This window comes from Pseudomonas sp. SCB32, from assembly GCF_009189165.1.
GTDB lineage: Bacteria > Pseudomonadota > Gammaproteobacteria > Pseudomonadales > Pseudomonadaceae > Pseudomonas.
Map to the genome: position 1 here is coordinate 976,524 of NZ_CP045118.1, position 23,311 is coordinate 999,834.

A 23,311-nucleotide genomic window follows, 5' to 3' on the forward strand; every position below is an offset into this window, starting at 1 on the left:
ATAGAGGGGCCGGCCATCGACAGTGTGGCGTGATGGCAATCCAGGCGGCAGGGGGTGAGGAGAGCGTCAGGGCAGCGTGATCGCAATGTACTGCCGGGCGTTCCGGATGATCGTGCGTTACCCCTTCACGCACACCACCTGACGCAGGGTATGCAGCACTTCCACCAGTTCGCGCTGGGCGTCCATCACCGCGTCGATGTCCTTGTAAGCCATCGGGATCTCGTCGATCACGTCCTTGTCCTTGCGGCACTCGACGTGGGCGGTGGCGCGCACCTGGTCTTCAACGGTGAACAGCTTCTTGGCCTTGGTCCGGCTCATGGTCCGGCCGGCACCGTGACTGCACGAGCAGAACGCTTCCTCGTTACCGAGGCCGCGGACGATGAAGCTCTTGGCGCCCATCGACCCCGGAATGATGCCGAGCTGGCCCTTCTGCGCGGACACCGCGCCTTTACGCGTCACCAGAACCTCTTCGCCGAAGTGACGTTCCTTCTGCACGTAGTTGTGGTGGCAGTTCACCGCTTCCAGGCTGGCCTCGAACGGCTTGCGGATGACCTGCCGCGCCGCTGCGATCACCGCGCGCATCATCAGCTCGCGGTTCTGCCGGGCGAAGTCCTGGGCCCAGCCCACGGCTTCCACGTAGTCGTCGAAGTGCTGGCTGCCTTCCTCGAGGTAGGCCAGGTCACGGTCCGGCAGGTTGGCGATGTGCTGGCGCATATCGGCCTGGGCCAGCTCGATGAACAGGTTGCCGATGGCGTTACCCACGCCGCGCGACCCACTGTGCAGCATGAACCAGACGCGGTCTGCCTCGTCGAGGCAGACTTCGATGAAGTGGTTGCCGGTCCCGAGCGTTCCCAGGTGATGGCGGTTGTTGGTCTTCTCAAGCTTCGGGTACTTGTCGGTGATCGCTCTGAAGCGGCCGGCCAGCGCCTTCCAGGCGTCATCGGCGTGATCCGGCACATGCTCCCAGGCGCCCTGGTCGCGGCGGCCGAAGGTCTTGCCGTGGGGCACGGCTCTCTCGATGGCGGTGCGCAGGCCGTGCAGGTTGTCCGGCAGGTCGGCCGCCATCAACGAGGTGCGTGCGGCGATCATCCCGCAGCCAATGTCCACACCTACGGCGGCGGGGATGATCGCACCCTTGGTGGGGATCACGCTGCCAATGGTCGAGCCCTTGCCCAGGTGCACGTCCGGCATCACGGCAAGGTGCTTGAAGATGAAGGGCATCTTCGCGGTGTTCATCAACTGCTGGCGAGCGTCGTCCTCCACCGGCACTCCAGTGGTCCACAGCTTGATCGGTTTGCCTTTGGCAACTTCCAGCAGTTGGTAAGTCTTGCTGCTCATGGGGGTTCCGGCGTTCACGCGACGACCTATTGTGCGCCGGAACCTCCCGCCTCAGTAGTGGTACCAGCGCAGCTCCAGCATCACTTCGTTGACCGGGGTGGCCAGCTGGCTGAACTCGCGCTGGGCCGACAGGCGCAGGCCAAGGTTGCGGCCCAGATCCACCTGCTGGCCGAAGCTCAGGTTGCGGCGGACTTCGCCGGTGTGGAAGTAGTCGCCCTTCGCCTCGAGGGTCAGGTTGCCCAGCGGATTGCTCCACAGCACGCCGGTGTCGAAGCCCAGCGCTGGGGCGATGGTCGGGGCGAAGTCCGGGTTGTTCTCGATCCGCGCGGTGCCCAGGGCATAGGCCTGCAGGTCATCGGTCAGTTTCCAGCTGCCGCCGGCGCCGCCATTGAGATGGCCGACGAGGGTGTCGTGATCCTCGTCGCTGTGTTTGCCGAGCACGCGCTCCCAGCCGCCGGATACCTGCCAGGAGAGCGGCAGCAGCAACTCGTTGCGCGGCGTCATCGAGCGGATGGTGACCAGGTCCAGTTGCTGCAACTGCCAGCGATTGCCCTCGTATTGGCGCAGCTTCAGCTGGCCGAGCTCGATCTGCGCGCCGAGGGGGAAGCCATACTGGTTGTCGGCGAGGTCGTGGTAGGCCAGGCGCAGGCCGTACTGGGCAAAGGCTTCGCCATCGCGGCTGCCGGCGCCGAGCTGCCAGGTGCGCGACTCATGGCCGTCCTCCGGCTGGCCGGGGCGCTCCACCGTCAGGACCGGAGGCGGATTCTGGTTGATGGCCCTGAGCAGGTTGTAGCTGCGCGATGCCGTGGCGTCATCACGCTCGTGGCCGGTGGCGCGGTAGCGCACCAGGCGGAACGCGGTGTCCTGCACCAGTGCCTGGCGGTCGACGGGCAGGGCCTTGAATTCGGGGCTGTCGAGCAGTCGGTCGTCGTCCGCCATGCTGCGTGCCAGGAGCTTTTCGTCGTGGCTCAGTGGCGCGCCGCGGGCGAGCAGTTCGCGCTCGCGAGAGGGGCGGTAGTCGATGCGGTCGATCATCTCGGCGTTCTTCACCGCGCGAACGGTGTCGGTGGGGATGGCGGTGAGCGGGAACTGGTCGGTGAGTTCGGTGCCCGGGCGGGCGATCTCCAGCAGCTCCAGCAGACGGAACGAACAGTTCTCGTCGAAGAAGTAGTACTTGAAGCGGACCTGCTTGAGCTCCCAGACGTGCTCGACCATCCGCCCGGTTTCCTCGGGCGTGAGGTTCAGCCGGTACTCCCAGAGGTCGCGGTTCTCCAGTCGGCTGTACTCGGAGAGCTTCTCGCGGTACGGCACCAGGGCGAACAGGCCGGGGTAGCCGCCCATCAGGCCTTTCCAGGCGTAGAGGATGCTGTTGTCCATGCCCTCGATGTAGGCGCCGAAGTTCAGCGCATAGCTCAGCAGAGCGGTGTGGTCGGCGTCGACGTCGGCCTGGTCGATGCGCAGCAGGGTGTGGCCGAACATCGAGGACGGGCTGTTCAGGTACGCCGCCGGGAACACCAGCACCGCGCTGTGCGGATTGATGTCGGTGTACCAGGTCTTGTACTCCTGGCAGGTCACTTGCGGCAGGTCGTCGAGTTGCAGCTGCTGGCGCAGCCAGCGGGTGCGCGCCGGGTAGACGCACTGGGCGTGCTTGTCGCCGAGTTCGGCGGGCGCGTAGAGCGCTTTCACGGTGGCGGCCAGTTCGGCGTCCGGGTGCTGCTCACCGTCGGTGGCGAGGAAGAACTTCGGGTCGTCGACGAAGCTGCGCCAGCCGTCCAGCCGGGCGTGCTCGTAGTGACCCAGCGCGAGCCAGTAGGGTTCGCTGGCCAGGGCCTGCAGGCGTTGCGGATCGATCTGCGGCGCGGCGAACAGTGGGGTGCAGGCGCACAGCGCCATCCAGGGCAACAGGCGTTTGGGCATGGAGGGAACTACTGGGAGAGGAGGAGTGAGCCCACCGTGGCGGTGGGCTCGCGCGCGGCCGTCAGGCCTGTTCGGCGTACTTGGCCAGCTGGGCATCCTGCTTCAGGACAGCCTGGGTGTTGGCGTACACGTCTTCCGCGGTGACGTTGGACTTGTCGAAGATCTGGGCGAAGTGCTGGTGGGTCACTTCGGCGAAGTGGGCGCGATCCTGCGGCGCCACACCCAGAACCACGGCGTAGGTGGTCAGGGCTTCGCCGTTGCCCTTGGCCATGTCTTCAGACAGCTCGTCCATCATGCCGCTGAGTACGATCATCGGCTTGCCGCCGTAGGTCAGCGCACCATTGGTGTGGCAGCCGTTGGTGCCAGTGGTCATGCCGAAGGTGTTGTTGCCGCTGGTGCCGTTGGTGGTAGCGGCCAGAACGTGGGTAGCGGTGCCGCGCTGGCCCTTGAAGAGCATGTTGCCCCAGCCGCAGCCGTCGCTGCCGGGAGCGTCGGCCAGAGCACTGAGGGAGGCGGTGGCGAGGAGGGTACCGATCAGAATCCTTTTCATCGTTTTTTCTCTCTTTCTTAAGTACGGGCAGGTGTCGCTGACAGCAAACAGCGCCGATTGAAGCTTTTAGGAATGAAACGAGGGTGTCAAGGAAACCGGTGCACAGCTGTGCGGCGCATCCGGGCTTCCGCCCGCCTGCCGGCAGGTTATTGATCGGCATCAGCGGCGGTTGTCTTGGAACGGGCCACACTTGAAGGAGTTCCCCTTGCAAGGAGGTCGTCATGGCCGATTTCGATCCGCGCCCCAGCCTGGATCAACTGGCGCAGGAGTATTCCCGGCGGGCCGAGGCGATCCGTCGCGATCTCGGCCGGACCCATTCGCCGGATTTCGCCGAGCAGGCCCAGCAGCGGCAGAACGACGACGTCCTGCGCGCGCTGCTGGCGGAAGCGGAGGCGGGCATGCGGCTGGTCGGCTTGGCGCGCCTGCGCCTGGCGGACGGCACCTATGGTTTCTGCGCGCGCTGTGGAGAACCGATCGAAGCGCGCCGGCTGCAGGCGCTGCCGGCGGCGGAGCACTGCCTGCGCTGCGCCGATGAAGTGGGCTGAACTGTCACCATTACTGCCTTGCCAGTGGCGCGCGGGCGGCGCGAGAATGCGGTCAAATCTCCGCGGCCTTGCGCCGCACGAAGCAAGGACTTCCGATGCCCGATTCCGTTGCTGCAGGCCTGCGCCTGGCGCCCGATGAACTGACCCGTCCCTTCTTCCCCGAACAATTCCCCTTCACCACCACCGACGAACTGGAGCCCTTCCTCGGCGTACTCGGCCAGGAGCGTGCGGTGGAGGCCTTGCAGTTCGGCGTGGCGATGCCGCGTCCGGGGTACAACGTGTTCGTCATGGGCGAACCGGGCACCGGTCGCTTCTCGTTCGTGCAGCGCTACCTGAAGGCCGAAGGCAAGCGTCTGCCCACGCCGGCGGACTGGGTCTACGTCAATAATTTCGACGAGTCCCGCGAGCCGCGCGCCATCGAGCTGCCGCCGGGCAGCGCGGCGGACTTCGGCGCCGATCTCGATCACCTGATCGAAAACCTGCTCTCGACCTTCCCCTCGGTGTTCGAGAGTCCGGCTTATCAGCAGAAGAAGAGCGCCATCGACCGCGCCTTCAACCAGCGCTACGACAAGGCCCTGGACACCGTCGAGCGCCTGGCGCTGGAGAAGGACGTCGCGCTGTACCGCGACAGCGCCAACATCGCCTTCACCCCGATGAGCGAGGGCAAGGCGCTGGACGAGGCGGAATTCGCCCAGCTCCCCGAGGCCGAGCGCGAGCGCTTCCACGCCGACATCGCCACGCTGGAAGAGCACCTCAACGAGGAGCTGGCCAGCCTGCCGCAATGGAAGCGCGAGTCCAGCAATCAGCTGCGCCATCTCAACGAGGAAACCATCACCCTGGCGCTGCAGCCGCTGCTGGCGCCGCTGGTGGAGAAGTACAACAACAACTCCGGCGTCAGCGCCTATCTGCAGGCCATGCAGCTGAACCTGCTGAAGACCGTGGTCGACCAGCTGGTGGACGCCGAGCGCACCGACCCACAGCGCAAGCAGAGCCTGGAAGAGCAGTACGCGCCCAATCAGGTGATCGGCCACCACTCCACCAGTGGCGCGCCGGTGATCTTCGAGTCGCATCCGACCTACGACAACCTGTTCGGCCGCATCGAGTACGCCTCCGACCAGGGCGCGCTGTACACCAGCTACCGGCAGCTGCGTTCGGGCGCACTGCACCGAGCCAATGGCGGCTTCCTGGTGCTGGAGGCTGAGAAGCTGCTCAGCGAGCCATTCGTCTGGGATGCGCTCAAGCGCGCGCTGCATTCGCGCCAGCTGAAGATGGAATCGCCGCTGGCCGAACTGGGCCGCCTGGCGGCCATGAGCCTGACGCCGCAGGTGATCCCGCTGAACATCAAGGTGATCATCATCGGTTCGCGGCAGATCTATTACACGCTGCAGGACCTGGACCCGGACTTCCAGGAGATGTTCCGCGTCCTGGTGGATTTCGACGAGGACATCCCGCTGGGCGAGGACAGCCTCGAACAGTTCGCCCAATTGCTGAAGACCCGCACCTCGGAAGAGGGTCTGGCGCCGCTGACCAGTGCCGCCGTCGCTCGCCTGGCGACCTACAGCGCGCGCCTGGCCGAGCACCAGGGACGCCTGTCCGCGCGTATCAGCGACCTGTTCCAGTTGGTCAGCGAAGCGGACTTCATCCGTCAGCTGGCGAACGAGGAGGTGACTGACCTCGGCCATATCGAACGCGCCCTGAAGGCCAAGGAGACTCGCACCGGTCGAGTGTCAGGACGCATCCTCGACGACATGCTGGCCGGCATCATCCTGATCGACACCGAAGGTGCCGCCGTCGGCAAATGCAACGGCCTGACGGTGCTGGAAGTCGGTGATTCGGCGTTCGGCGTGCCGGCGCGGATTTCCGCCACCGTCTACCCCGGCGGCAGCGGTATCGTCGATATCGAGCGCGAAGTGAGCCTCGGCCAGCCGATCCACTCCAAGGGCGTGATGATCCTCACCGGCTACCTGGGCAGCCGCTATGCACAGGAGTTCCCGCTGGAGATTTCCGCGAGCATCGCTCTGGAGCAGTCCTACGGCTATGTCGACGGCGACAGTGCCTCGCTCGGCGAGGTCTGCACGCTGATCTCCGCGTTGTCGCGCACGCCGCTGCGCCAATGCTTCGCCATCACCGGCTCGATCAACCAGTTCGGCGAGGTGCAGGCGGTCGGCGGGGTCAACGAGAAAATCGAAGGCTTCTTCCGTCTCTGCGAGGCCCGCGGCCTGACCGGCGAGCAGGGGGTGATCATCCCGCGCTCCAACGTCAGCACCCTGATGCTGGATGAGCGTGTGCTGCAGGCGGTGCGCAACGGTCAGTTCCATATCTACGCGGTCCGCCAGGCCGACGAGGCGTTGAGCCTGCTGGTCGGCCAACCGGCCGGTGCGCCGGACGCCAAGGGCAACTTCCCGAAAGACAGCGTGAATGCCCGTGTCGTTGAGCGTCTGAAGGAAATCTCCGAGCTGGGCATGGAGGAGGACGAGAAGGAAAAGCCGGTCAAGGAAACCGTGGCGAAGGCCAAGGCGGCGAAGGCTCCGGTGGAGAAGGAGCGGGCGCGCAAGAAGAAGGACGCCGACTGAGCAGAACCTGATCAGCCGCCTCCGCACCGCGCGGGGCGGCGCTTCGGTGCTGCTGCCCCCACGCAGTTCACATGCTTATCCACAGCCGGCGTGGATAAATCGGCGCTTTCGTCGGTCGGAACCTGGGTGTAGTCTCGGACTCAGGACCACCGCGAGGGTGCCGCCATGCCGCGTAACCTCTGCCTTATCCGCCCTTGTCTGGGGCTGACCACGCGCATCGAATGCGCGATCAGGCCGCTGGCCGGAGAGAATGGACTCTGGACCTTGTTGTGTGCGGCCGGCATGGCCGGTGCGCAACCCACCGCCATCAAAGCGCAGGGCCCGTTCTTCGGCCCCTTCGTCGCTGAAGGCGTGCTCGGTGCGATTTCCGACTGCCTGGCCCAGCAGGGCTATGTCGAGGCGTCCGACCCGCCGATCTGGCAACTGCACCTGCAGGCCGAGCTACGCCGCCTGAATGGTGAGCGCTGCCGCCATCTCGGGAATTATCAGTTCCGTCCGGAATCCTGATGCGGATTTCTGCATAGGCAACGGATGCTCGTCGCGCCTGGCTTTTGTCTGCCGATTCGCGGCGGTCGACATATTTGCCCACAGAAATGCGCGGCAGCTCGGAAAGTGCCTTCGCTATACTTCCAATCTTTTCGAATAATCCCGCGAGATCCATGGAACGTTTCGTCGAAAACTCCCTGTACGCCGCCCGCTGGCTGCTGGCGCCGATCTATATCGGCCTGTCGCTGGCGCTGCTGGCCCTGACCATCAAGTTCTTCCAGGAAATCTTCCACATCCTGCCGAGCATCTTCACGATCGCCGAGGCGGACCTGATCCTGGTGTTGTTGTCGCTCATCGACATGGCGCTGGTTGGCGGCCTGCTGGTGATGGTGATGTTCTCCGGCTACGAGAACTTCGTCTCCCAGTTGGACATCGACGAGAGCAAGGAGAAGCTCAGCTGGCTGGGCAAGATGGACGCCAGTTCGCTGAAGAACAAGGTGGCCGCCTCCATCGTGGCGATTTCCTCGATCCATCTGCTGCGCATTTTCATGGACGCCAGGAACATCGAAGACAACAAGCTGATGTGGTACGTGATTATCCACCTCACCTTCGTCCTGTCCGCGTTCGCCATGGGATACCTGGACAAGGCTACGCGCCACGACCACTGATCCCGATTGGTGCTTCCCAAGCCGCCAGGCCGTTGCAAAACGGACGGGCGGCTGCATTTGCGGCTTGCGGTGACGGACAGCTGTACAAGACTTTTGCATGAAGCCACGTGCAGGAGGTGCCCCGTGAACCTGCAGGAATTGACCAATCGCTCCCTCGCCGGGGATATCGACGAGATCAACCTGGTGTCGCTGGAAGGCGATATCTATGTGCTGGAGGCGCGGATGGGCAGCCGGTACTACCCGGTCCAGGACTTGCTGGGTCATGTGCTCAGCGTGCGCTCCGTCGCCCATGCCCGCGAGTTGCTGCATGCCTTGCCGGCAGTCCCGTTCCGTCTGGTGCATGCAGTGGTGCATGACGAAATGGTCGGCATGCAGGACGAGCGCGATATCGGTGATGGGGTGCTCATCCCGCTGCACTAGGCCTGCGGCGGTGGGGGAGGCGGTGCATCTGTGCTAGGCTGGCGGCCCTTTTTTGAACCCCCAGCGGAGCGCCGCCATGAGCGAACTCAACCTTTCCACCGACGAAGCCCGCGTCAGCTACGGCATCGGCCGTCAGCTCGGCGACCAGCTGCGTTCGAACCCGGTTCCGGGCATGACCCTCGACGCCATCGTGGCAGGCCTGTCCGACGCCTATGCAGGCTCCGAGAGCCGCGTGCCGGCCGACGCCCTGTCCGCCAGCTTCCAGGTGATCCGCGAGCGCATGCAGGCTGAAGCCCAGGCCAAAGCCGAGGCCGCCGCCGCTGTTGGCCGCGAGTACCTGGTGGACAACGCCAAGCGCGAAGGCGTGACTGCCCTGCCGTCCGGCCTGCAGTACGAAGTGCTGGTGGCGGGCGAAGGCGCCAAGCCCTCCCGCGAAGACACCGTGCGTACCCACTACCACGGCACCCTGGTCGACGGCACTGTGTTCGACAGCTCCTACGAGCGCGGCCAGCCCGCCGAATTCCCGGTGGGCGGCGTGATTGCCGGCTGGACCGAGGCCCTGCAGCTGATGAACGCCGGCAGCAAGTGGCGCCTGCACGTGCCGAGCGAGCTGGCCTATGGCGGCCAGGCGGTCGGCAGCATCCCGCCACACAGTGTGCTGGTGTTCGACGTCGAGCTGCTGGATATCCTCTGATATCCGAAGGTTCGCTGCGCAGTGCCGTCCCTGGCGACTGCGCAGGAGAAGGGGCGCTCCGGCGCCCCTTTGTGCATCCGCTTCCCGGGCAGCGGAGCACCGGCGGCGCGTCCGGCGCCGCCCAGTGGCTTCAGCGCAGTGCGCGGGCGTAGCAGAACAGGAACAGGTTGCGCACCAGCTCCTTGAGCACTCCCGGCTCGCTGGTGGACAGCTCCGACAGCTCCAGTCCGCCCTGTTCGCGCAGCTCGTCCAGGGCCTCTTCTTCAAGTACCGCACAGACTTCCCCGGTGTCCCGGTGCAGGATGCGCAGATAAGGATGCGGGCGATCCAGCCAGGCGTCGATCAAGTAGGTCATGGCAGTTCCTCCGTGCAAAATGTCTATTGAGAATAATTCTTATTATCTCAATAGCAAGTCTTTATCGCGGATTTTCTTGCGCAGGGGATGAACTGTTGCTTCCGGTCAACGGACGAGCATTAAAAAGCCCGCCGCAGCGAACCGGGGCGGGCTTCTTCGAGTGGTGCTGGATCAGTGCGTGCGGGCGACGGCGAACTCGGCCAGTTCGGCCAGCGCGGTGCGGTATTCGTTGTCCGGCAGCGCCTTCAGGCAATCGATGGCGCGAGCGGCGTACTCACGGGCCAGGTTGGCGGTGTAGTCCAGGGCGCCTGCGGCTTCCACCGCGGCGCGGATGCCTTCCAGGTCCTGGCTGCCGCCCTGCTGGATAGCCTTGCGCACCAGGCTGGCCTGTTCCGGCGTGCCTTCGCGCATGGTGAAGATCAGCGGCAGGGTGGGCTTGCCTTCGGCGAGGTCATCGCCGACGTTCTTGCCCAGGGTGGTGGCGTCGCCGCGGTAGTCGAGCAGGTCGTCCACCAGCTGGAAGGCGATGCCCAGGGCGTCGCCGAACAGGCGCAGCGCCTCGGATTGTTCTGCCGGAGCCTCGGCCAGCGCGGCGGCGCTGTGGGTGGAGGCCTCGAAGAGCATCGCGGTCTTGCCGCGGATGACTTCCATGTAGGTTTCTTCGGTGGTGCTGGCGTCGCGGACCTTGGACAGCTGCAGCACTTCGCCTTCGGCGATCACCCGGGTGGCCTGGGAGATGATACGCATCACCGGCATGGAGCCCAGTTCGACCATCATTTCGAAGGAGCGCGCATAAAGGAAGTCGCCCACCAGAACGCTCGGCGCGTTGCCCCACTGGGCGTTGGCGGTGGCGCGGCCCCGGCGCAGGCCGGAGGCGTCGACCACGTCGTCGTGCAGCAGGGTGGAGGTGTGCAGGAATTCGATGGTAGCGGCCAGCAGCTTCAGGTCATCGTCCGAATAGCCCAGGGCCTTGCCGGAGAGGAGCACCAGCAGCGGGCGCAAGCGCTTGCCACCGGCGGAGATGATGTAGTCGCCGATCTTTTCCACCAGGGGAACGCGGGAAGTGAGTTGGCGACGGATGATTCCGTCGACGGCGGTGAAGTCGTCCGCCACCACGCGATAGAAAGCCTGGGGTTGCATCAAAGACAGCGCTCCTCGTAGATTGCGCGGCATGCTAGGTGCCGGGGGTAGGGCTGTCAAGGCAAGCCCCCGGAAGGCTTGATCAGGGACATGGGTTTGCGTACAATCGCGGCCCCGAACTTCCCTGGCATATCCTGCCTTACGCAATTGCACGGGCGTCCTATCCGGCCCCATGCAGCCATGCCGACCGATTCCTCTTTTTATAAAGCGTCGGGTGAGCAGGTCTAACGGAGACATCCAGATGTACGCAGTAATTGTTACTGGTGGCAAGCAATACAAAGTCACCGAAGGCGAATTCCTCAAGGTCGAGAAACTCGACGTTGCCACCGGCGAAGCGATCAACCTGGATCGCGTTCTGCTGGTTGCCAATGGCGATGACGTCAAGATCGGCCTGCCGGTGGTAGAAGGCGCGAAAGTGACCGCTGAAGTGGTTTCCCACGGTCGTCACGACAAAGTGCGCATCATCAAGTTCCGCCGCCGTAAGCACCACATGAAGCGTCAGGGCCACCGCCAGTGGTTCACTGAAATCAAAATCACCGGCATCCAGGCCTAATTCCTTTTTTAGGAGAAATGACTCATGGCACACAAAAAAGCTGGCGGTAGTACCCGCAACGGCCGCGATTCCGAAAGTAAACGCCTTGGCGTGAAGCTGTTCGGCAGCCAGGCTGTTAAAGCAGGCAACATCATCGTGCGTCAGCGCGGCACCCAGTTCCACGCTGGCTACGGCGTTGGCATGGGCAAGGATCACACCCTGTTCGCTAAAGTCGACGGCGTGATCAAGTTCGAAGTGAAAGGCGCCTTTGGCCGTCGCTACGTAAGCGTCGTCGCTGCCTAAGCGAGCCCTCACTGAAAAAGCCCTGTCTCGCGACGGGGCTTTTTTGTTTCTGGCGTTTCCAGGCGAGGTGCTGCCGGTTCGGGCGTTTGCGCGGACTTGGCTGTATCCTATGCTCCTTTTCTTATTTTCAACCCGCAGGTGCTGCGGGAGGCGTTCGCAATGAAATTCGTCGACGAAGTATCCATCCACGTGAAAGCCGGTGACGGCGGCAACGGCCTCATGAGCTTCCGCCGCGAGAAGTTCATCGAGAAAGGCGGTCCCAACGGCGGTGACGGTGGCGACGGCGGCTCGGTGTTCCTCGAGGCCGACGAGAACCTGAATACCCTGGTGGACTACCGCTACACCCGTCGTTTCGACGCCCAGCGTGGTGAGAACGGCGGCAGCAAGGACTGCACCGGCGCCAAGGGTGACGATCTCGTCCTGCCGGTGCCGGTCGGTACCACCATCATCGATGCCGGTACCCAGGAAATCATTGGTGACCTGACCACTGCCGGTCAGCGCATCATGGTCGCTCAGGGCGGCTGGCACGGTCTGGGCAACACCCGCTTCAAGTCCAGCACCAACCGTGCGCCGCGCCAGACCACTCCGGGCAAGCCCGGTGAAGCGCGCGACCTCAAGCTGGAGCTGAAAGTGCTGGCGGACGTCGGTCTGCTCGGTCTGCCGAACGCTGGCAAGAGCACCTTCATTCGTGCGGTGTCCGCCGCCAAGCCGAAGGTTGCCGACTATCCCTTCACCACCCTGGTGCCGAACCTGGGTGTAGTCAGCGTCGGTCGCTTCAAGAGCTTCGTGGTTGCCGACATTCCCGGTCTGATCGAGGGTGCCGCCGAAGGCGCTGGCCTGGGTATCCGCTTCCTCAAGCACCTGGCGCGTACTCGCTTGCTGCTGCACATCGTCGACATGGCGCCGCTGGACGAGAGCGATCCCGCCGATGCTGCGGAAACCATCGTCAACGAGCTGGAGAAATTCAGCCCGGCGCTGACCGAGCGTGATCGCTGGCTGGTGCTGAACAAGATGGACCAGATCCTCGAGCCCGAGGAGCAGGAGCGTCGCAAGCAGGCCGTGGTCGAGCGCCTGGGCTGGGAAGGTCCGGTCTACGTGATCTCCGCTCTGGAGCGCGAAGGCACCGAGGCCCTGAGCCAGGACATCATGAAGTACCTCGACGAGCGCACTCTGCGTATCGAGGAGGAGCCGGCCTACGGCGAAGCCCTGGCGGCCCTGGATCAGCGCATCGAAGACGAGGCTCGTGCCCGTCTGCAGGCTCTGGACGATGCCCGTGCACTGCGTCGCGCCGGCCTGAAGAATGCCGATGATCTGGATGGCGATGATTTCGATGATGACGAAGACGACGGCGACGGGCCGGAAATCTTCTACGTGCCTTGATCGGAGTGGCGCCCGCTGCTCTCCGAATAAAACGTGTGAAGCCTGGCTTCTAGGGCCTGTTCAAGGTCTCGCCGAGCGCAACTCAGGCAAGGCAAAAGCAGGCGAGAAAGCGCAGTTTACGAGTGGTAAATGAGCATTTTGAGCCTGCTTTTAACGCAGCATGAGTAAGCGCAGGCAGACATTGGACAGGTTCTAGGGTTGTGGGTATGCGTGAGAAGGTGACTGGCGCCAAGCGCTGGGTAGTCAAGATTGGCAGTGCGTTGCTGACCGCCGATGGTCGCGGTCTGGATCGCGATGCCATGGCGGTATGGGTCGAGCAGATGGTCGCGCTGCATTGCGCGGGCGTGGAGCTGGTACTGGTGTCTTCGGGTGCCGTTGCCGCGGGCATGAGCCGCCTGGGTTGGGTTTCCCGACCTAGCGACATGCACGAGCTGCAGGCTGCCGCCGCAGTGGGGCAGATGGGCCTGGTGCAGGCCTGGGAGTCCAGCTTTGGCGTGCACAGTCTGCAGACTGCCCAGGTGCTGTTGACCCATGATGACCTCTCGGACCGCAAGCGTTACCTGAACGGGCGCAATACCCTGCGCACGCTGGTTGATCTCGGTGTGATCCCGGTGATCAACGAGAACGACACCGTTGTCACCGACGAGATCCGCTTCGGTGACAACGACACCCTGGCGGCGCTGGTGGCCAACCTGGTCGAGGCCGACCTGCTGGTGATCCTTACCGACCGTGACGGCATGTTCGATGCCGATCCACGCAACAATCCCGATGCCCAGCTGATTTTCGAGGCCCGTGCCGATGATACGGCCCTGGACGCAGTGGCTGGTGGTACCGGCGGTGCGCTGGGGCGTGGCGGCATGCAGACCAAGCTGCGCGCGGCGCGACTGGCGGCGCGCTCCGGCGCGCACACAGTGATCGTTGGTGGGCGTATCGAGCGCGTGCTGGACCGTCTGCGTGCGGGCGAGCGCCTGGGCACACTGTTGACTCCGGAGCAGAGCCGCAAGGCGGCGCGCAAGCAATGGCTGGCCGGTCATCTGCAGATGCGCGGCACCCTGGTGCTGGACGACGGTGCGGTAAAGGCGGTGGCTCAGGATCACAAGAGCTTGCTGCCGGTCGGCGTGAAGGCCGTGCAGGGCAGTTTCCGTCGCGGTGAAATGGTCGTCTGCGTGGATCAGCAGGGGCGCGAAATCGCTCGCGGGCTGGCCAACTACAGTGCCCTTGAGGCGCAGAAGATCATTGGTCAGCCGACCGATGCCATCGAAAGCCTGCTCGGCTATGTGGATGGTCCGGAGTTGGTCCATCGCGACAACCTGGTGCTCGTCTGAGGGGGTGTTCATGCGCAAGGGATTGATGGCGGCGCTGATGCTGCTGCCGATGCTGGCGAGCGCCGAGGAGATTGGCGAGGTTTCCACGGTCTTCAAGTGGGTCGGTCCGAACGACAAGATTGTCGTCGAGGCGTTTGACGATCCGAAGGTGGAAGGCGTCAGCTGCTATCTGTCCCGTGCCAAGACCGGTGGTGTGAAGGGTGGGCTGGGGTTGGCGGAGGATCGCGCCGAGGCGTCGATCTCCTGTCGCCAGGTCGGGCCAATTCGCTTCGTCGGTGGGCTCAAGGATGGCGAGGTGGTGTTTCAGCAGCGTACCTCGCTGGTGTTCAAAACCATGCAGGTGGTGCGCTTCTTTGACAAGAAACGCAACGCGCTGGTCTATCTGGTCTACAGCGACCGGGTGATCGAAGGCAGTCCGCAGAATGCGGTGACGGCGATTCCGATCATGCCGTGGCCGACGAAGTAAGCGAGAAGGTTGTGAGAGGGGTGGGTGACCGCCCTTTCTTTTTGCCTGGAGAAAGCGGGTGCTGTGGATAGCTCCCGCAAATGCTGAATCGCAGGCAATAAAAAACCGGCCCTGGGGCCGGTTTTTCAAGAACGGAACGCTTACGCGGTGGCCAGGGCCTTCACGTGGGCGTTCAGGCGGCTCTTGTGACGAGCGGCCTTGTTCTTGTGGATGATGCCTTTGTCAGCCATACGGTCGATAACCGGTACAGCAGCAACCAGAGCGGCCTGGGCCTTCGGCAGGTCCTTGGCGTCGACTGCTTTGACTACGTTCTTGATATAGGTACGAACCATGGAACGCAGGCTGGCGTTGTGGCTGCGACGCTTCTCAGCCTGTTTGGCGCGTTTTTTGGCGGAAGGTGTGTTGGCCACCGTCGAGCTCCTCGAAAAAAACTTGGGATGTTGCGAATAAATTAAGGCCGCGAATAATGCCGTTGCATCAGGACCTTGTCAAGGGTATGGGCAGCCTCCGACGAGTGGCGCGATGGGGACGCGCTGTCCGCCGGATGGGGTGATTTATTCGCCCCGCGGCCCTACACTGCTGCGCTTCGCCTGGCGGCTGAGCAATCGCTCTGGGCCAGTGCCGCGCCCGGCAGGGGCGGCCATTCTATCAGTTTCGGACGCTATGAACCTACTCAAGTCGCTGGCCGCGGTCAGCTCGATGACCATGATCTCGCGGGTGCTCGGCTTCGTGCGCGATACCATCGTCGCGCGCATGTTCGGCGCCGGCATGGCCACCGACGCATTCTTCGTTGCCTTCAAGCTGCCCAACCTGCTGCGCCGCATCTTCGCCGAGGGGGCATTTTCCCAGGCCTTCGTACCGATCCTGGCCGAGTACAAGACCCAGCAAGGAGAGGAGGCGACCCGCACCTTCATCGCCTATGTGTCGGGCCTGTTGACGCTGATCCTGGCGCTGGTTACCGCGCTGGGTATCCTCGCCGCGCCCTGGGTGATCTGGGTGACGGCCCCGGGTTTCGTTGATTCGCCGGAGAAATTCCAGCTCACCAGCAGTCTGCTGCGGGTGACCTTCCCTTATATCCTGTTGATCTCGCTGGCCTCGCTGGCGGGGGCGATCCTCAACACCTGGAACCGCTTCTCGGTGCCGGCCTTCGTGCCGACCCTGCTGAACGTCAGCATGATTCTCTTCGCGCTGTTCCTCACGCCGTACTTCGACCCGCCGATCATGGCGCTGGGCTGGGCAGTGCTGGCCGGCGGCCTGGCGCAGCTGCTCTACCAGCTGCCGCACCTGAAGAAGATCGGCATGCTGGTACTTCCGCGCGTCAACCTGCGCGACTCGGGCGTCTGGCGCGTGCTCAAGCAGATGGGGCCGGCGATCCTCGGGGTGTCCGTCAGCCAGATTTCGCTGATCATCAACACCATCTTCGCGTCCTTCCTGGTGGCGGGTTCGGTGTCCTGGATGTACTACGCCGATCGCCTGATGGAGCTGCCGTCGGGTGTGCTGGGTGTGGCGCTGGGTACCATCCTGCTGCCGTCGTTGGCCAAGACCTACGCCAATGATGATCGCCACGAGTATTCGCGGCTGATGGACTGGGGGCTGCGCCTGTGCTTCCTGCTGGTGCTGCCCTGTTCCCTGGCGCTGGCGGTGATCGCCGAGCCGCTGACCGTCGCGCTGTTCCAGTACGGCAAGTTCAGCGCCCATGACGCACTGATGACCCAGCGCGCGCTGATCGCTTACGCCGTCGGCCTGCTCGGTATCATCCTGGTGAAGGTGCTGGCGCCGGGCTTCTATGCGCGGCAGAACATCAAGACGCCGGTGAAGATCGCGCTGTTCACCCTGGTTTCCACCCAGCTGATGAACCTGGTGTTCATCGGCCCGCTCAAGCATGCCGGGCTGGCCCTGGCGATCAGCCTGGCGGCCTGCTTGAATGCCGGCCTGCTGTACTGGCAGCTGCGCAAGCACCAGTTGTTCGACCCGCAGCCGGGCTGGGGCAAGTTCATCGCCAAATTGGTGGTATCTGTACTGGTGATGTGTGCCGTCCTGATCGGCATGATGTATGTCATGCCGGCCTGGGACGAGGGCGGTATGCCGATTCGCCTGGTGCGCCTGGGCGTGCTGGTGGTGGCCGGTGTGGTCGCCTATTTCGGTATGCTGGCGATCCTGGGCTTCCGCTTGCGGGACTTCTCCCGCCGCGCGGTGCTGTAACCTTCGCCGGGCAAAGCATTGCATCCGTTTGCGGCGACGGCATTTTGCCTGTCGCATGGCGGCGGGTGCGGGTATAATCGACCACTTTCTGAGCAATACGCGCGCTATGCAGCTGCTTCGAGGCCTTCACAACCTGCGGCCCCTGTCCGGGGGCTGTGTCGCCACCATCGGTAATTTCGACGGCGTCCATCTCGGCCACCAGGCGATCCTGGGGCGTCTGCGCGAGCGTTCGCTGGAGCTGGGCGTGCCCAGCTGCGTGGTGATCTTCGAGCCGCAGCCGCGCGAGTACTTCGCGCCGGATGCCGCGCCGGTGCGTCTCACCCGTCTGCGCGAGAAACTCGAGCTGCTGCGCCAGTATGGCGTCGATTTCGTCCTCTGCCTGGCCTTCAACCGCCGTCTGCGCGAATTGTCGGCCGCCGAGTTCGTCCGCCAGGTATTGGTGGAAGGCCTGCAGGTCCGCCGTCTGGAAGTGGGTGATGATTTCCGCTTCGGCTGCGACCGTTCCGGCGACTTCGCCTTCCTGGTCAACGCCAGCGCGGAGCAGGGTTTCACCGTCGAAGCCGCGACCACCGTGGAGGTCGACGGTATGCGCGTGAGCAGCTCGCGCATCCGCAAGGACCTGGCCGACGGCGACCTGCCAAGGGTCGAGCGCCTGCTGGGGCGTCCGTATCGCCTGAGCGGCCGCGTGCTGCACGGGCAGAAGCTGGGCCGTACGCTGGGTTCGCCCACCGCGAACATCCAGCTCAAGCGTCGCAAGGCGCCGCTCAATGGGGTTTACCTGGTCAGCACGATGGTGGCTGGCCAGCGCTGTAACGGGGTTGCCAACATCGGCACCCGGCCTTCTGTGAATGGCGACGGCCGGCCCCACCTGGAAGTGCATCTGCTGGATTTCGCTGGCGACCTTTACGGCCAGCATCTGGACATCACTTTCCACCAGAAGCTGCGTGATGAGCAGCGTTTTGCCTCGCTGGAGGCACTCAAGGCGGCCATCCTCGCCGACATCGCCGCCGCCCGGGCCTATTGGCTGGGCCAACCGCTTGATTGAAGATCCTGAACAGGCCCTGAGATGACCGATTACAAAGCCACTCTGAACCTTCCCGAAACCGACTTCCCGATGAAAGCCGGCCTGCCGCAGCGCGAGCCGCAGACCCTGAAGCTCTGGAACGACATTGGCCTGTACCAGAAGCTGCGGAAGATTGGCGAAGGTCGCCCGAAATTCATCCTGCACGATGGCCCGCCCTACGCCAACGGCAGCATTCACATCGGTCACGCGGTCAACAAGATCCTCAAGGACATCATCGTCCGCTCCAAGACCCTGGCCGGCTACGACGCCCCCTACGTGCCGGGCTGGGACTGCCACGGCCTGCCGATCGAGCACAAGGTCGAGACCACCCACGGCAAGAACCTGCCGGCGGACAAGACCCGCGAACTGTGCCGCGAATACGCCGCCGAGCAGATCGAAGGGCAGAAGGCCGACTTCATCCGCCTGGGCGTGCTGGGCGAGTGGGACAACCCGTACAAGACCATGGCGTTCGCCAACGAGGCCGGCGAGATCCGGGCCCTGGCGGAAATGGTCAAGCAGGGCTTCGTGTTCAAGGGCCTGAAGCCGGTGAACTGGTGCTTCGACTGTGGCTCGGCGCTGGCCGAGGCGGAAGTCGAGTACGCCGACAAGAAGTCCGACGCCATCGACGTCGCCTTCCCGGTGGAAGACGCTGACAAGCTGGCCGCCGCCTTCGGCCTGGCCAGCCTGCCCAAGCCCGCCGCCATCGTCATCTGGACCACCACTCCGTGGACCATCCCGGCCAACCAGGCGCTGAACGTCCACCCTGAATTCACCTACGCGCTGGTCGACACCGGCTCGCGCCTGCTGGTGCTGGCCGAGGAACTGGTCGAGTCCTGCCTTGCGCGTTACGGCCTGGAAGGCCAGGTCATCGCCACCGCCCAGGGCGAGTCGCTGGACCTGATCCGCTTCCGCCACCCGTTCTACGAGCGCTTCTCGCCGGTCTACCTGGCCGAGTACGTCGAGCTGGGCGCCGGCACTGGCGTGGTTCACTCCGCCCCGGCCTACGGCGAGGACGACTTCCGTACCTGCAAGCAGTACGGCATGAGCAATGACGACATCCTCAGCCCCGTGCAGAGCAATGGCGTCTACGTGGCCGACCTGCCGTTCTTCGGCGGCCAGTTCATCTGGAAGGCCAACCCGGCGATCGTCGCCAAGCTCGATGAAGTCGGCGCGCTGCTCAAACACACCAGTATCAGCCACAGCTACATGCATTGCTGGCGCCACAAGACCCCGCTGATCTACCGCGCCACCGCGCAGTGGTTCGTCGGCATGGACAAGCAGCCCGAAGCCGGCGCCACCCTGCGTGAGCGCGCGCTGCAAGCCATCACCGAAACCGATTTCGTGCCCAACTGGGGCCAGGCGCGCCTGCACGGCATGATCGCCGGCCGTCCGGACTGGTGCATCTCGCGTCAGCGCAACTGGGGCGTGCCGATCCCGTTCTTCCTGCACAAGGCCACCGGCGAGCTGCACCCGCGCACCGTCGAGCTGATGGAAGCGGTAGCCCTGCGTGTCGAGAACGCGGGCATCGAAGCCTGGTTCAAGCTCGACGCCGCCGAACTGCTGGGCGATGAAGCCGCGCAGTACGACAAGATCAACGACACCCTGGACGTCTGGTTCGACTCCGGCACCACCCACTGGCACGTGCTGCGCGGCTCCCACGCCGAGCTGGGCCATGCCAGCGGTCCGGCCGCCGACCTCTACCTGGAAGGCTCCGACCAGCACCGCGGCTGGTTCCACTCGTCGTTGCTGACCGGCTGCGCCATCGACGGCCACGCGCCGTACCGCCAGCTGCTCACCCACGGCTTCACCGTGGACGAGTCGGGCCGCAAGATGTCCAAGTCGCTGGGCAACGTGATCGCCCCGCAGCAGGTTACCGACAGCCTGGGCGCCGACATCCTGCGCTTGTGGGTTTCCGCCACCGACTACTCGGGCGAGATGGCGGTCTCCCAGACCATCCTGCAGCGCAGCGCCGATGCCTATCGCCGCATCCGTAACACCGCGCGCTTCCTGCTCTCCAACCTGTCCGGCTTCGACCCGGCCAAGGACCTGCTGCCCAACGACCAGCTGCTGGCCCTGGACCGCTGGGCCATCGACCGCGCCCTGCTGCTGCAGCGCGAGCTGGAAGAGGCCTACCGCGACTACCGCTTCTGGAACGTCTACTCCAAGGTGCACAACTTCTGCGTGCAGGAGCTGGGCGGCTTCTACCTGGACATCATCAAGGACCGCCAGTACACCACCCAGGAAAACAGCGTCGCCCGCCGTTCCTGCCAGACCGCGCTGTTCCACATCGCCGAGGCCCTGGTGCGCTGGATCGCGCCGATCCTGGCGTTCACTGCCGAGGAAATCTGGAGCTTCCTGCCGGGCGAGCGCGCCGAGTCGGTGATGCTGACTACCTGGTACGAGGGCCTGTCTGAACTGCCGGCCGACGCCGAGCTGGACCGCGCCTACTGGGACGAAGTCATGGCCGCCAAGGCTGCCGTGAACAAGGAGCTGGAGAACCAGCGCAGCGCCAAGACCATCGGTGGCAACCTGCAGGCCGAGATCACCCTCTACGCCGAAGACTCCCTGGCCAAGCGCCTGGAGAAGCTGGGCAACGAGCTGCGCTTCGTGCTGATCACCTCCGCCGCCACTGTCGCACCGCTGGCCGATGCGCCGGCTGACGCGGTAGACAGCGAGCTGCCGGGCCTGAAACTGAAGGTGGCCAAGTCCGCCCACGCGAAGTGCGGCCGTTGCTGGCACTTCCGCGCAGACGTCGGCAGCCATGCTGCGCACCCGGAACTGTGCAGTCGCTGCGTCGAGAACATCGATGGCGCCGGCGAGGTTCGTCACTATGCCTGATCGTTTCGGCCGTCTTCCCTGGCTGTGGATCACCGTGCTGGTGTTCGTGCTGGACCAGGTCAGCAAGGCCTTCTTCCAGGCCGAGCTGAGCATGTACCAGCAGATCGTGGTCATCCCCGATCTGTTCAGCTGGACCCTGGCCTACAACACTGGCGCGGCCTTCAGCTTCCTGGCTGACGGCTCCGGCTGGCAGCGCTGGCTGTTCGCCCTGATCGCCATCGTGGTGAGTGCCGTGCTGGTGGTCTGGCTCAAGCGCCTGAAGCGTGGCGAGACCTGGCTGGCCATCGCCCTGACCCTGGTGCTGGGTGGTGCGCTGGGCAACCTGTACGACCGCATCGTGCTTGGCCATGTGGTCGACTTCGTGCTCGTGCACTGGCAGAACCGCTGGTATTTCCCGGCGTTCAACCTGGCCGACAGCGCCATCACCGTCGGTGCCATCATGCTGGCGCTGGACATGTTCAAATCGAAGAATTCCGGAGAGACCGCCCATGGCTGAGACTTCTGAAACCATTCAGCGCATCGGTGCGGATACCCAGGTCACCCTGCATTTCGCCCTGAAGCTGGAAGACGGCAACGTCGTCGACAGTACCTTCGACAAGCAGCCGGCCACCTTCAAGGTCGGCGACGGCAACCTGCTGCCGGGCTTCGAGCAGGCTCTGTTCGGCCTCAAGGCAGGTGACAAACGCACCCTGACCATCGAGCCGGAGCATGCATTCGGCCAGCCGAATCCGGCCAACGTTCAGGTGATGTCGCGCGACCAGTTCCAGGACATGGAGCTGGCCGAGGGCCTGCTGGTGATCTTCAACGACGCCGCCAAGACCGAGCTGCCGGGCATCGTCAAAGACTTCGATGAACAGCACGTCACCATCGACTTCAACCATCCGCTGGCCGGTAAAACGCTCGCGTTCGAAGTCGATATCATCGATGTACAACCGGCTTGATTGAGCGGACGGCCCGCGACTGGCGGGCTGTTTCTCTCCAGGTGAAGAATCCCTGCCGGCCCCTCGTGGGCCGGCTTGCATAGCGCCCGAGGCCACCATGCAAATCAAACTCGCCAATCCCCGCGGCTTCTGCGCCGGCGTCGACCGGGCGATCGAGATCGTCAACCGCGCCCTCGATGTGTTCGGCCCGCCGATCTATGTGCGCCATGAAGTGGTGCACAACAAGTTCGTGGTGGAGAACCTGCGCAATCGCGGAGCGGTCTTCGTCGAGGAACTCGACCAGGTGCCGGACGACACCATCGTCATCTTCAGCGCCCACGGTGTTTCCCAGGCCGTGCGCAAGGAGGCCGAGAGCCGTGGCCTGAAGGTCTTCGATGCGACCTGCCCGCTGGTGACCAAGGTGCATCTGGAAGTCGTGCGTTACAGCCGCGACGGCCACGAGTGCATCCTGATCGGTCATGAAGGCCATCCGGAAGTGGAAGGCACCATGGGCCAGTACGATGCGTCCAATGGCGGCGACATCTATCTGGTGGAAGACGAGGCCGATGTGGCCGCGCTGGAGGTTCGCAACCCCGAAGCACTGCACTTCGTGACCCAGACCACCCTGTCCATGGATGATACCTCCAAGGTGATCGACGCCTTGCGCGCCAAGTTCCCGGACATCCAGGGGCCGCGCAAGAACGATATCTGTTACGCCACCCAGAACCGCCAGGACGCGGTGAAAGAATTGGCCGACCAGTGCGATGTAGTGCTTGTAGTCGGCAGCCCGAACAGCTCCAACTCCAACCGCCTGCGCGAGCTGGCCGAACGCATGGGCACTCCGGGCTATCTGATCGATGGCGCCGAGGACCTGAAGAAGGAGTGGTTCGATGGCGTGCAGCGCATCGGCATCACTGCTGGTGCGTCGGCGCCGGAAGTGCTGGTGCGCGGTGTAATCCAGCAGCTTCGCGACTGGGGCGCCGAGCCCGAGGTGGAGCTGGATGGCCGGGAGGAGAACATCACCTTCTCGATGCCCAAGGAGCTGCGGGTCAAGGCGGTCTGAACAGGGCCGGAGATAGAAGCCCGGAGACAAAAAAGCCCGATCCTGTGATCGGGCTTTTTCATGGGCGGCTATCTGTCAGCGGCGCCAGCACTGGCTCAGGGTGGCGCCACTGCCTTGGCCTTTCACGCCAGCATTGCTCAATGTCAGGGTTCCGCAGCTGTCGCCGGCCATCGCGCCCTTGGGGGCTGCGCTCAGTACGTAGGTAGTCGCCGTCGGGCTTCCGGTGAATGCCAGGGTGTAGTACTTGGAGCTGGAATCCTTGGGCGACTCAGTGAAGGGCAGGGCGACGGCGGCGTCCGCGCTGGTGGTGTAGCGGCCGTTGGCGGTGTAGTAGCGCTCCATGAACTGCGATAGCTCCATGAGCGACGCCTGCGCATCGGCACGCCTGGCCTTCCTCACATACTCCTGATACGACGGATAGGCCACGGCGGAGATGATGGCGATGATCGCCACCACCACCATCAGCTCGATCAGCGTAAAACCGCGGTTGCGCTGCCGGCTGGCGGCCTTGGGTAAAACTGGGGACATCACTG

At 64.2% G+C, this 23,311-nt stretch carries 24 protein-coding genes; 17 read left to right on the forward strand and 7 right to left on the reverse strand.

The annotated features are described in order from the left end of the window. Positions 1 to 117: 117 nt before the first annotated feature. The 3 genes from GA645_RS04655 to GA645_RS04665 all read right to left on the reverse strand — a co-directional run bounded on the left by GA645_RS04655 (position 118) and on the right by GA645_RS04665 (position 3,805). The gene (locus GA645_RS04655) at positions 118 to 1,338 is read right to left on the reverse strand and encodes an RtcB family protein (RefSeq protein ID WP_152220395.1); all 1,221 of its coding nucleotides are present in this window, start codon (positions 1,336 to 1,338) and stop codon (positions 118 to 120) included. A 51-nt stretch (positions 1,339 to 1,389) separates the two neighbouring features. Beyond that, on the reverse strand, positions 1,390 to 3,255 hold the full coding sequence (locus GA645_RS04660) for a DUF4105 domain-containing protein (protein WP_152220396.1): 1,866 nt from the start codon (positions 3,253 to 3,255) through the stop codon (positions 1,390 to 1,392). A gap of 61 nt (positions 3,256 to 3,316) precedes the next feature. Next, entirely contained in the window at positions 3,317 to 3,805 is a 489-nt protein-coding gene (locus GA645_RS04665) for a DUF3015 domain-containing protein (RefSeq protein ID WP_152220398.1), read from the reverse strand. A 221-nt stretch (positions 3,806 to 4,026) separates the two neighbouring features. On the opposite strand from GA645_RS04665, the gene GA645_RS04670 reads away from it, so the two are divergent. From GA645_RS04670 to GA645_RS04695, 6 genes are all read left to right on the forward strand, one after another. Beyond that, positions 4,027 to 4,350 (forward strand): TraR/DksA family transcriptional regulator, encoded by a 324-nt coding sequence (locus GA645_RS04670; protein WP_152220400.1) that lies wholly within the window; start codon positions 4,027 to 4,029, stop codon positions 4,348 to 4,350. A gap of 95 nt (positions 4,351 to 4,445) precedes the next feature. After that, entirely contained in the window at positions 4,446 to 6,923 is a 2,478-nt protein-coding gene (locus tag GA645_RS04675) for a Lon protease family protein (protein ID WP_152220402.1), read from the forward strand. A gap of 165 nt (positions 6,924 to 7,088) precedes the next feature. Beyond that, a complete protein-coding gene (locus GA645_RS04680; protein WP_152220404.1) occupies positions 7,089 to 7,430 on the forward strand; it encodes a hypothetical protein in 342 nt (113 codons plus the stop codon). Between the two features lie 152 nt (positions 7,431 to 7,582). Beyond that, positions 7,583 to 8,077 (forward strand): TIGR00645 family protein, encoded by a 495-nt coding sequence (locus GA645_RS04685; protein WP_152220406.1) that lies wholly within the window; start codon positions 7,583 to 7,585, stop codon positions 8,075 to 8,077. A gap of 123 nt (positions 8,078 to 8,200) precedes the next feature. After that, positions 8,201 to 8,497 (forward strand): DUF6482 family protein, encoded by a 297-nt coding sequence (locus GA645_RS04690; protein ID WP_152220408.1) that lies wholly within the window; start codon positions 8,201 to 8,203, stop codon positions 8,495 to 8,497. Between the two features lie 76 nt (positions 8,498 to 8,573). Beyond that, positions 8,574 to 9,191: an FKBP-type peptidyl-prolyl cis-trans isomerase gene (locus GA645_RS04695; RefSeq protein WP_152220410.1), complete on the forward strand. Its 618-nt coding sequence runs from the start codon at positions 8,574 to 8,576 to the stop codon at positions 9,189 to 9,191. Positions 9,192 to 9,321: 130 nt separating this feature from the next. Here the strand turns inward: GA645_RS04695 and GA645_RS04700 are convergent, their stop codons facing one another. Beyond that, entirely contained in the window at positions 9,322 to 9,546 is a 225-nt protein-coding gene (locus GA645_RS04700; RefSeq protein ID WP_152220412.1) for a hypothetical protein, read from the reverse strand. Between the two features lie 171 nt (positions 9,547 to 9,717). Beyond that, the gene (locus GA645_RS04705; protein WP_152220414.1) at positions 9,718 to 10,686 is read right to left on the reverse strand and encodes a polyprenyl synthetase family protein; all 969 of its coding nucleotides are present in this window, start codon (positions 10,684 to 10,686) and stop codon (positions 9,718 to 9,720) included. Positions 10,687 to 10,927: 241 nt separating this feature from the next. Here GA645_RS04705 and rplU point away from each other — a divergent pair, with 241 nt between their 5' ends. The 5 genes from rplU to GA645_RS04730 all read left to right on the forward strand — a co-directional run bounded on the left by rplU (position 10,928) and on the right by GA645_RS04730 (position 14,692). After that, the gene (gene rplU / locus GA645_RS04710; RefSeq protein ID WP_017521623.1) at positions 10,928 to 11,239 is read left to right on the forward strand and encodes a 50S ribosomal protein L21; all 312 of its coding nucleotides are present in this window, start codon (positions 10,928 to 10,930) and stop codon (positions 11,237 to 11,239) included. Between the two features lie 24 nt (positions 11,240 to 11,263). Beyond that, positions 11,264 to 11,521, forward strand: a complete 258-nt coding sequence (gene rpmA / locus GA645_RS04715) for a 50S ribosomal protein L27 (protein WP_017521622.1) — start codon at positions 11,264 to 11,266, stop codon at positions 11,519 to 11,521. A 159-nt stretch (positions 11,522 to 11,680) separates the two neighbouring features. Next, on the forward strand, positions 11,681 to 12,901 hold the full coding sequence (gene cgtA / locus GA645_RS04720) for an Obg family GTPase CgtA (RefSeq protein WP_152220416.1): 1,221 nt from the start codon (positions 11,681 to 11,683) through the stop codon (positions 12,899 to 12,901). A 206-nt stretch (positions 12,902 to 13,107) separates the two neighbouring features. After that, on the forward strand, positions 13,108 to 14,226 hold the full coding sequence (gene proB / locus GA645_RS04725; protein WP_152220418.1) for a glutamate 5-kinase: 1,119 nt from the start codon (positions 13,108 to 13,110) through the stop codon (positions 14,224 to 14,226). A gap of 10 nt (positions 14,227 to 14,236) precedes the next feature. Next, positions 14,237 to 14,692, forward strand: coding sequence for a CreA family protein (locus GA645_RS04730; RefSeq protein WP_152220420.1), 456 nt, complete (start codon positions 14,237 to 14,239; stop codon positions 14,690 to 14,692). A gap of 140 nt (positions 14,693 to 14,832) precedes the next feature. Here the strand turns inward: GA645_RS04730 and rpsT are convergent, their stop codons facing one another. After that, complete coding sequence (gene rpsT / locus GA645_RS04735) at positions 14,833 to 15,102, reverse strand: 30S ribosomal protein S20 (RefSeq protein WP_009617555.1); 270 nt, start codon at positions 15,100 to 15,102, stop codon at positions 14,833 to 14,835. 253 nt (positions 15,103 to 15,355) lie between these two features. On the opposite strand from rpsT, the gene murJ reads away from it, so the two are divergent. From murJ to ispH, 6 genes are all read left to right on the forward strand, one after another. After that, the gene (gene murJ, locus GA645_RS04740; RefSeq protein WP_152220422.1) at positions 15,356 to 16,894 is read left to right on the forward strand and encodes a murein biosynthesis integral membrane protein MurJ; all 1,539 of its coding nucleotides are present in this window, start codon (positions 15,356 to 15,358) and stop codon (positions 16,892 to 16,894) included. Between the two features lie 106 nt (positions 16,895 to 17,000). Further along, complete coding sequence (gene ribF, locus GA645_RS04745) at positions 17,001 to 17,939, forward strand: bifunctional riboflavin kinase/FAD synthetase (RefSeq protein ID WP_152220424.1); 939 nt, start codon at positions 17,001 to 17,003, stop codon at positions 17,937 to 17,939. A 21-nt stretch (positions 17,940 to 17,960) separates the two neighbouring features. Further along, the gene (gene ileS / locus GA645_RS04750; RefSeq protein WP_152220426.1) at positions 17,961 to 20,795 is read left to right on the forward strand and encodes an isoleucine--tRNA ligase; all 2,835 of its coding nucleotides are present in this window, start codon (positions 17,961 to 17,963) and stop codon (positions 20,793 to 20,795) included. Next, positions 20,788 to 21,291 carry a signal peptidase II gene (lspA, locus tag GA645_RS04755; protein ID WP_152220428.1) on the forward strand — a complete coding sequence of 168 codons (504 nt, stop codon included), beginning with the start codon at positions 20,788 to 20,790 and terminating at the stop codon, positions 21,289 to 21,291. Before ileS ends, lspA begins: the two co-directional genes overlap by 8 nt. Continuing rightward, positions 21,284 to 21,736, forward strand: coding sequence for an FKBP-type peptidyl-prolyl cis-trans isomerase (gene fkpB / locus GA645_RS04760; protein WP_152220430.1), 453 nt, complete (start codon positions 21,284 to 21,286; stop codon positions 21,734 to 21,736). The genes lspA and fkpB overlap by 8 nt, the downstream gene beginning before the upstream one ends. Positions 21,737 to 21,833: 97 nt before the next feature. Next, positions 21,834 to 22,778 (forward strand): 4-hydroxy-3-methylbut-2-enyl diphosphate reductase, encoded by a 945-nt coding sequence (gene ispH, locus GA645_RS04765; RefSeq protein ID WP_152220433.1) that lies wholly within the window; start codon positions 21,834 to 21,836, stop codon positions 22,776 to 22,778. A 75-nt stretch (positions 22,779 to 22,853) separates the two neighbouring features. Here the strand turns inward: ispH and GA645_RS04770 are convergent, their stop codons facing one another. Then, positions 22,854 to 23,306, reverse strand: coding sequence for a type IV pilin protein (locus tag GA645_RS04770; protein WP_152220434.1), 453 nt, complete (start codon positions 23,304 to 23,306; stop codon positions 22,854 to 22,856). Positions 23,307 to 23,311: the final 5 nt, after the last annotated feature.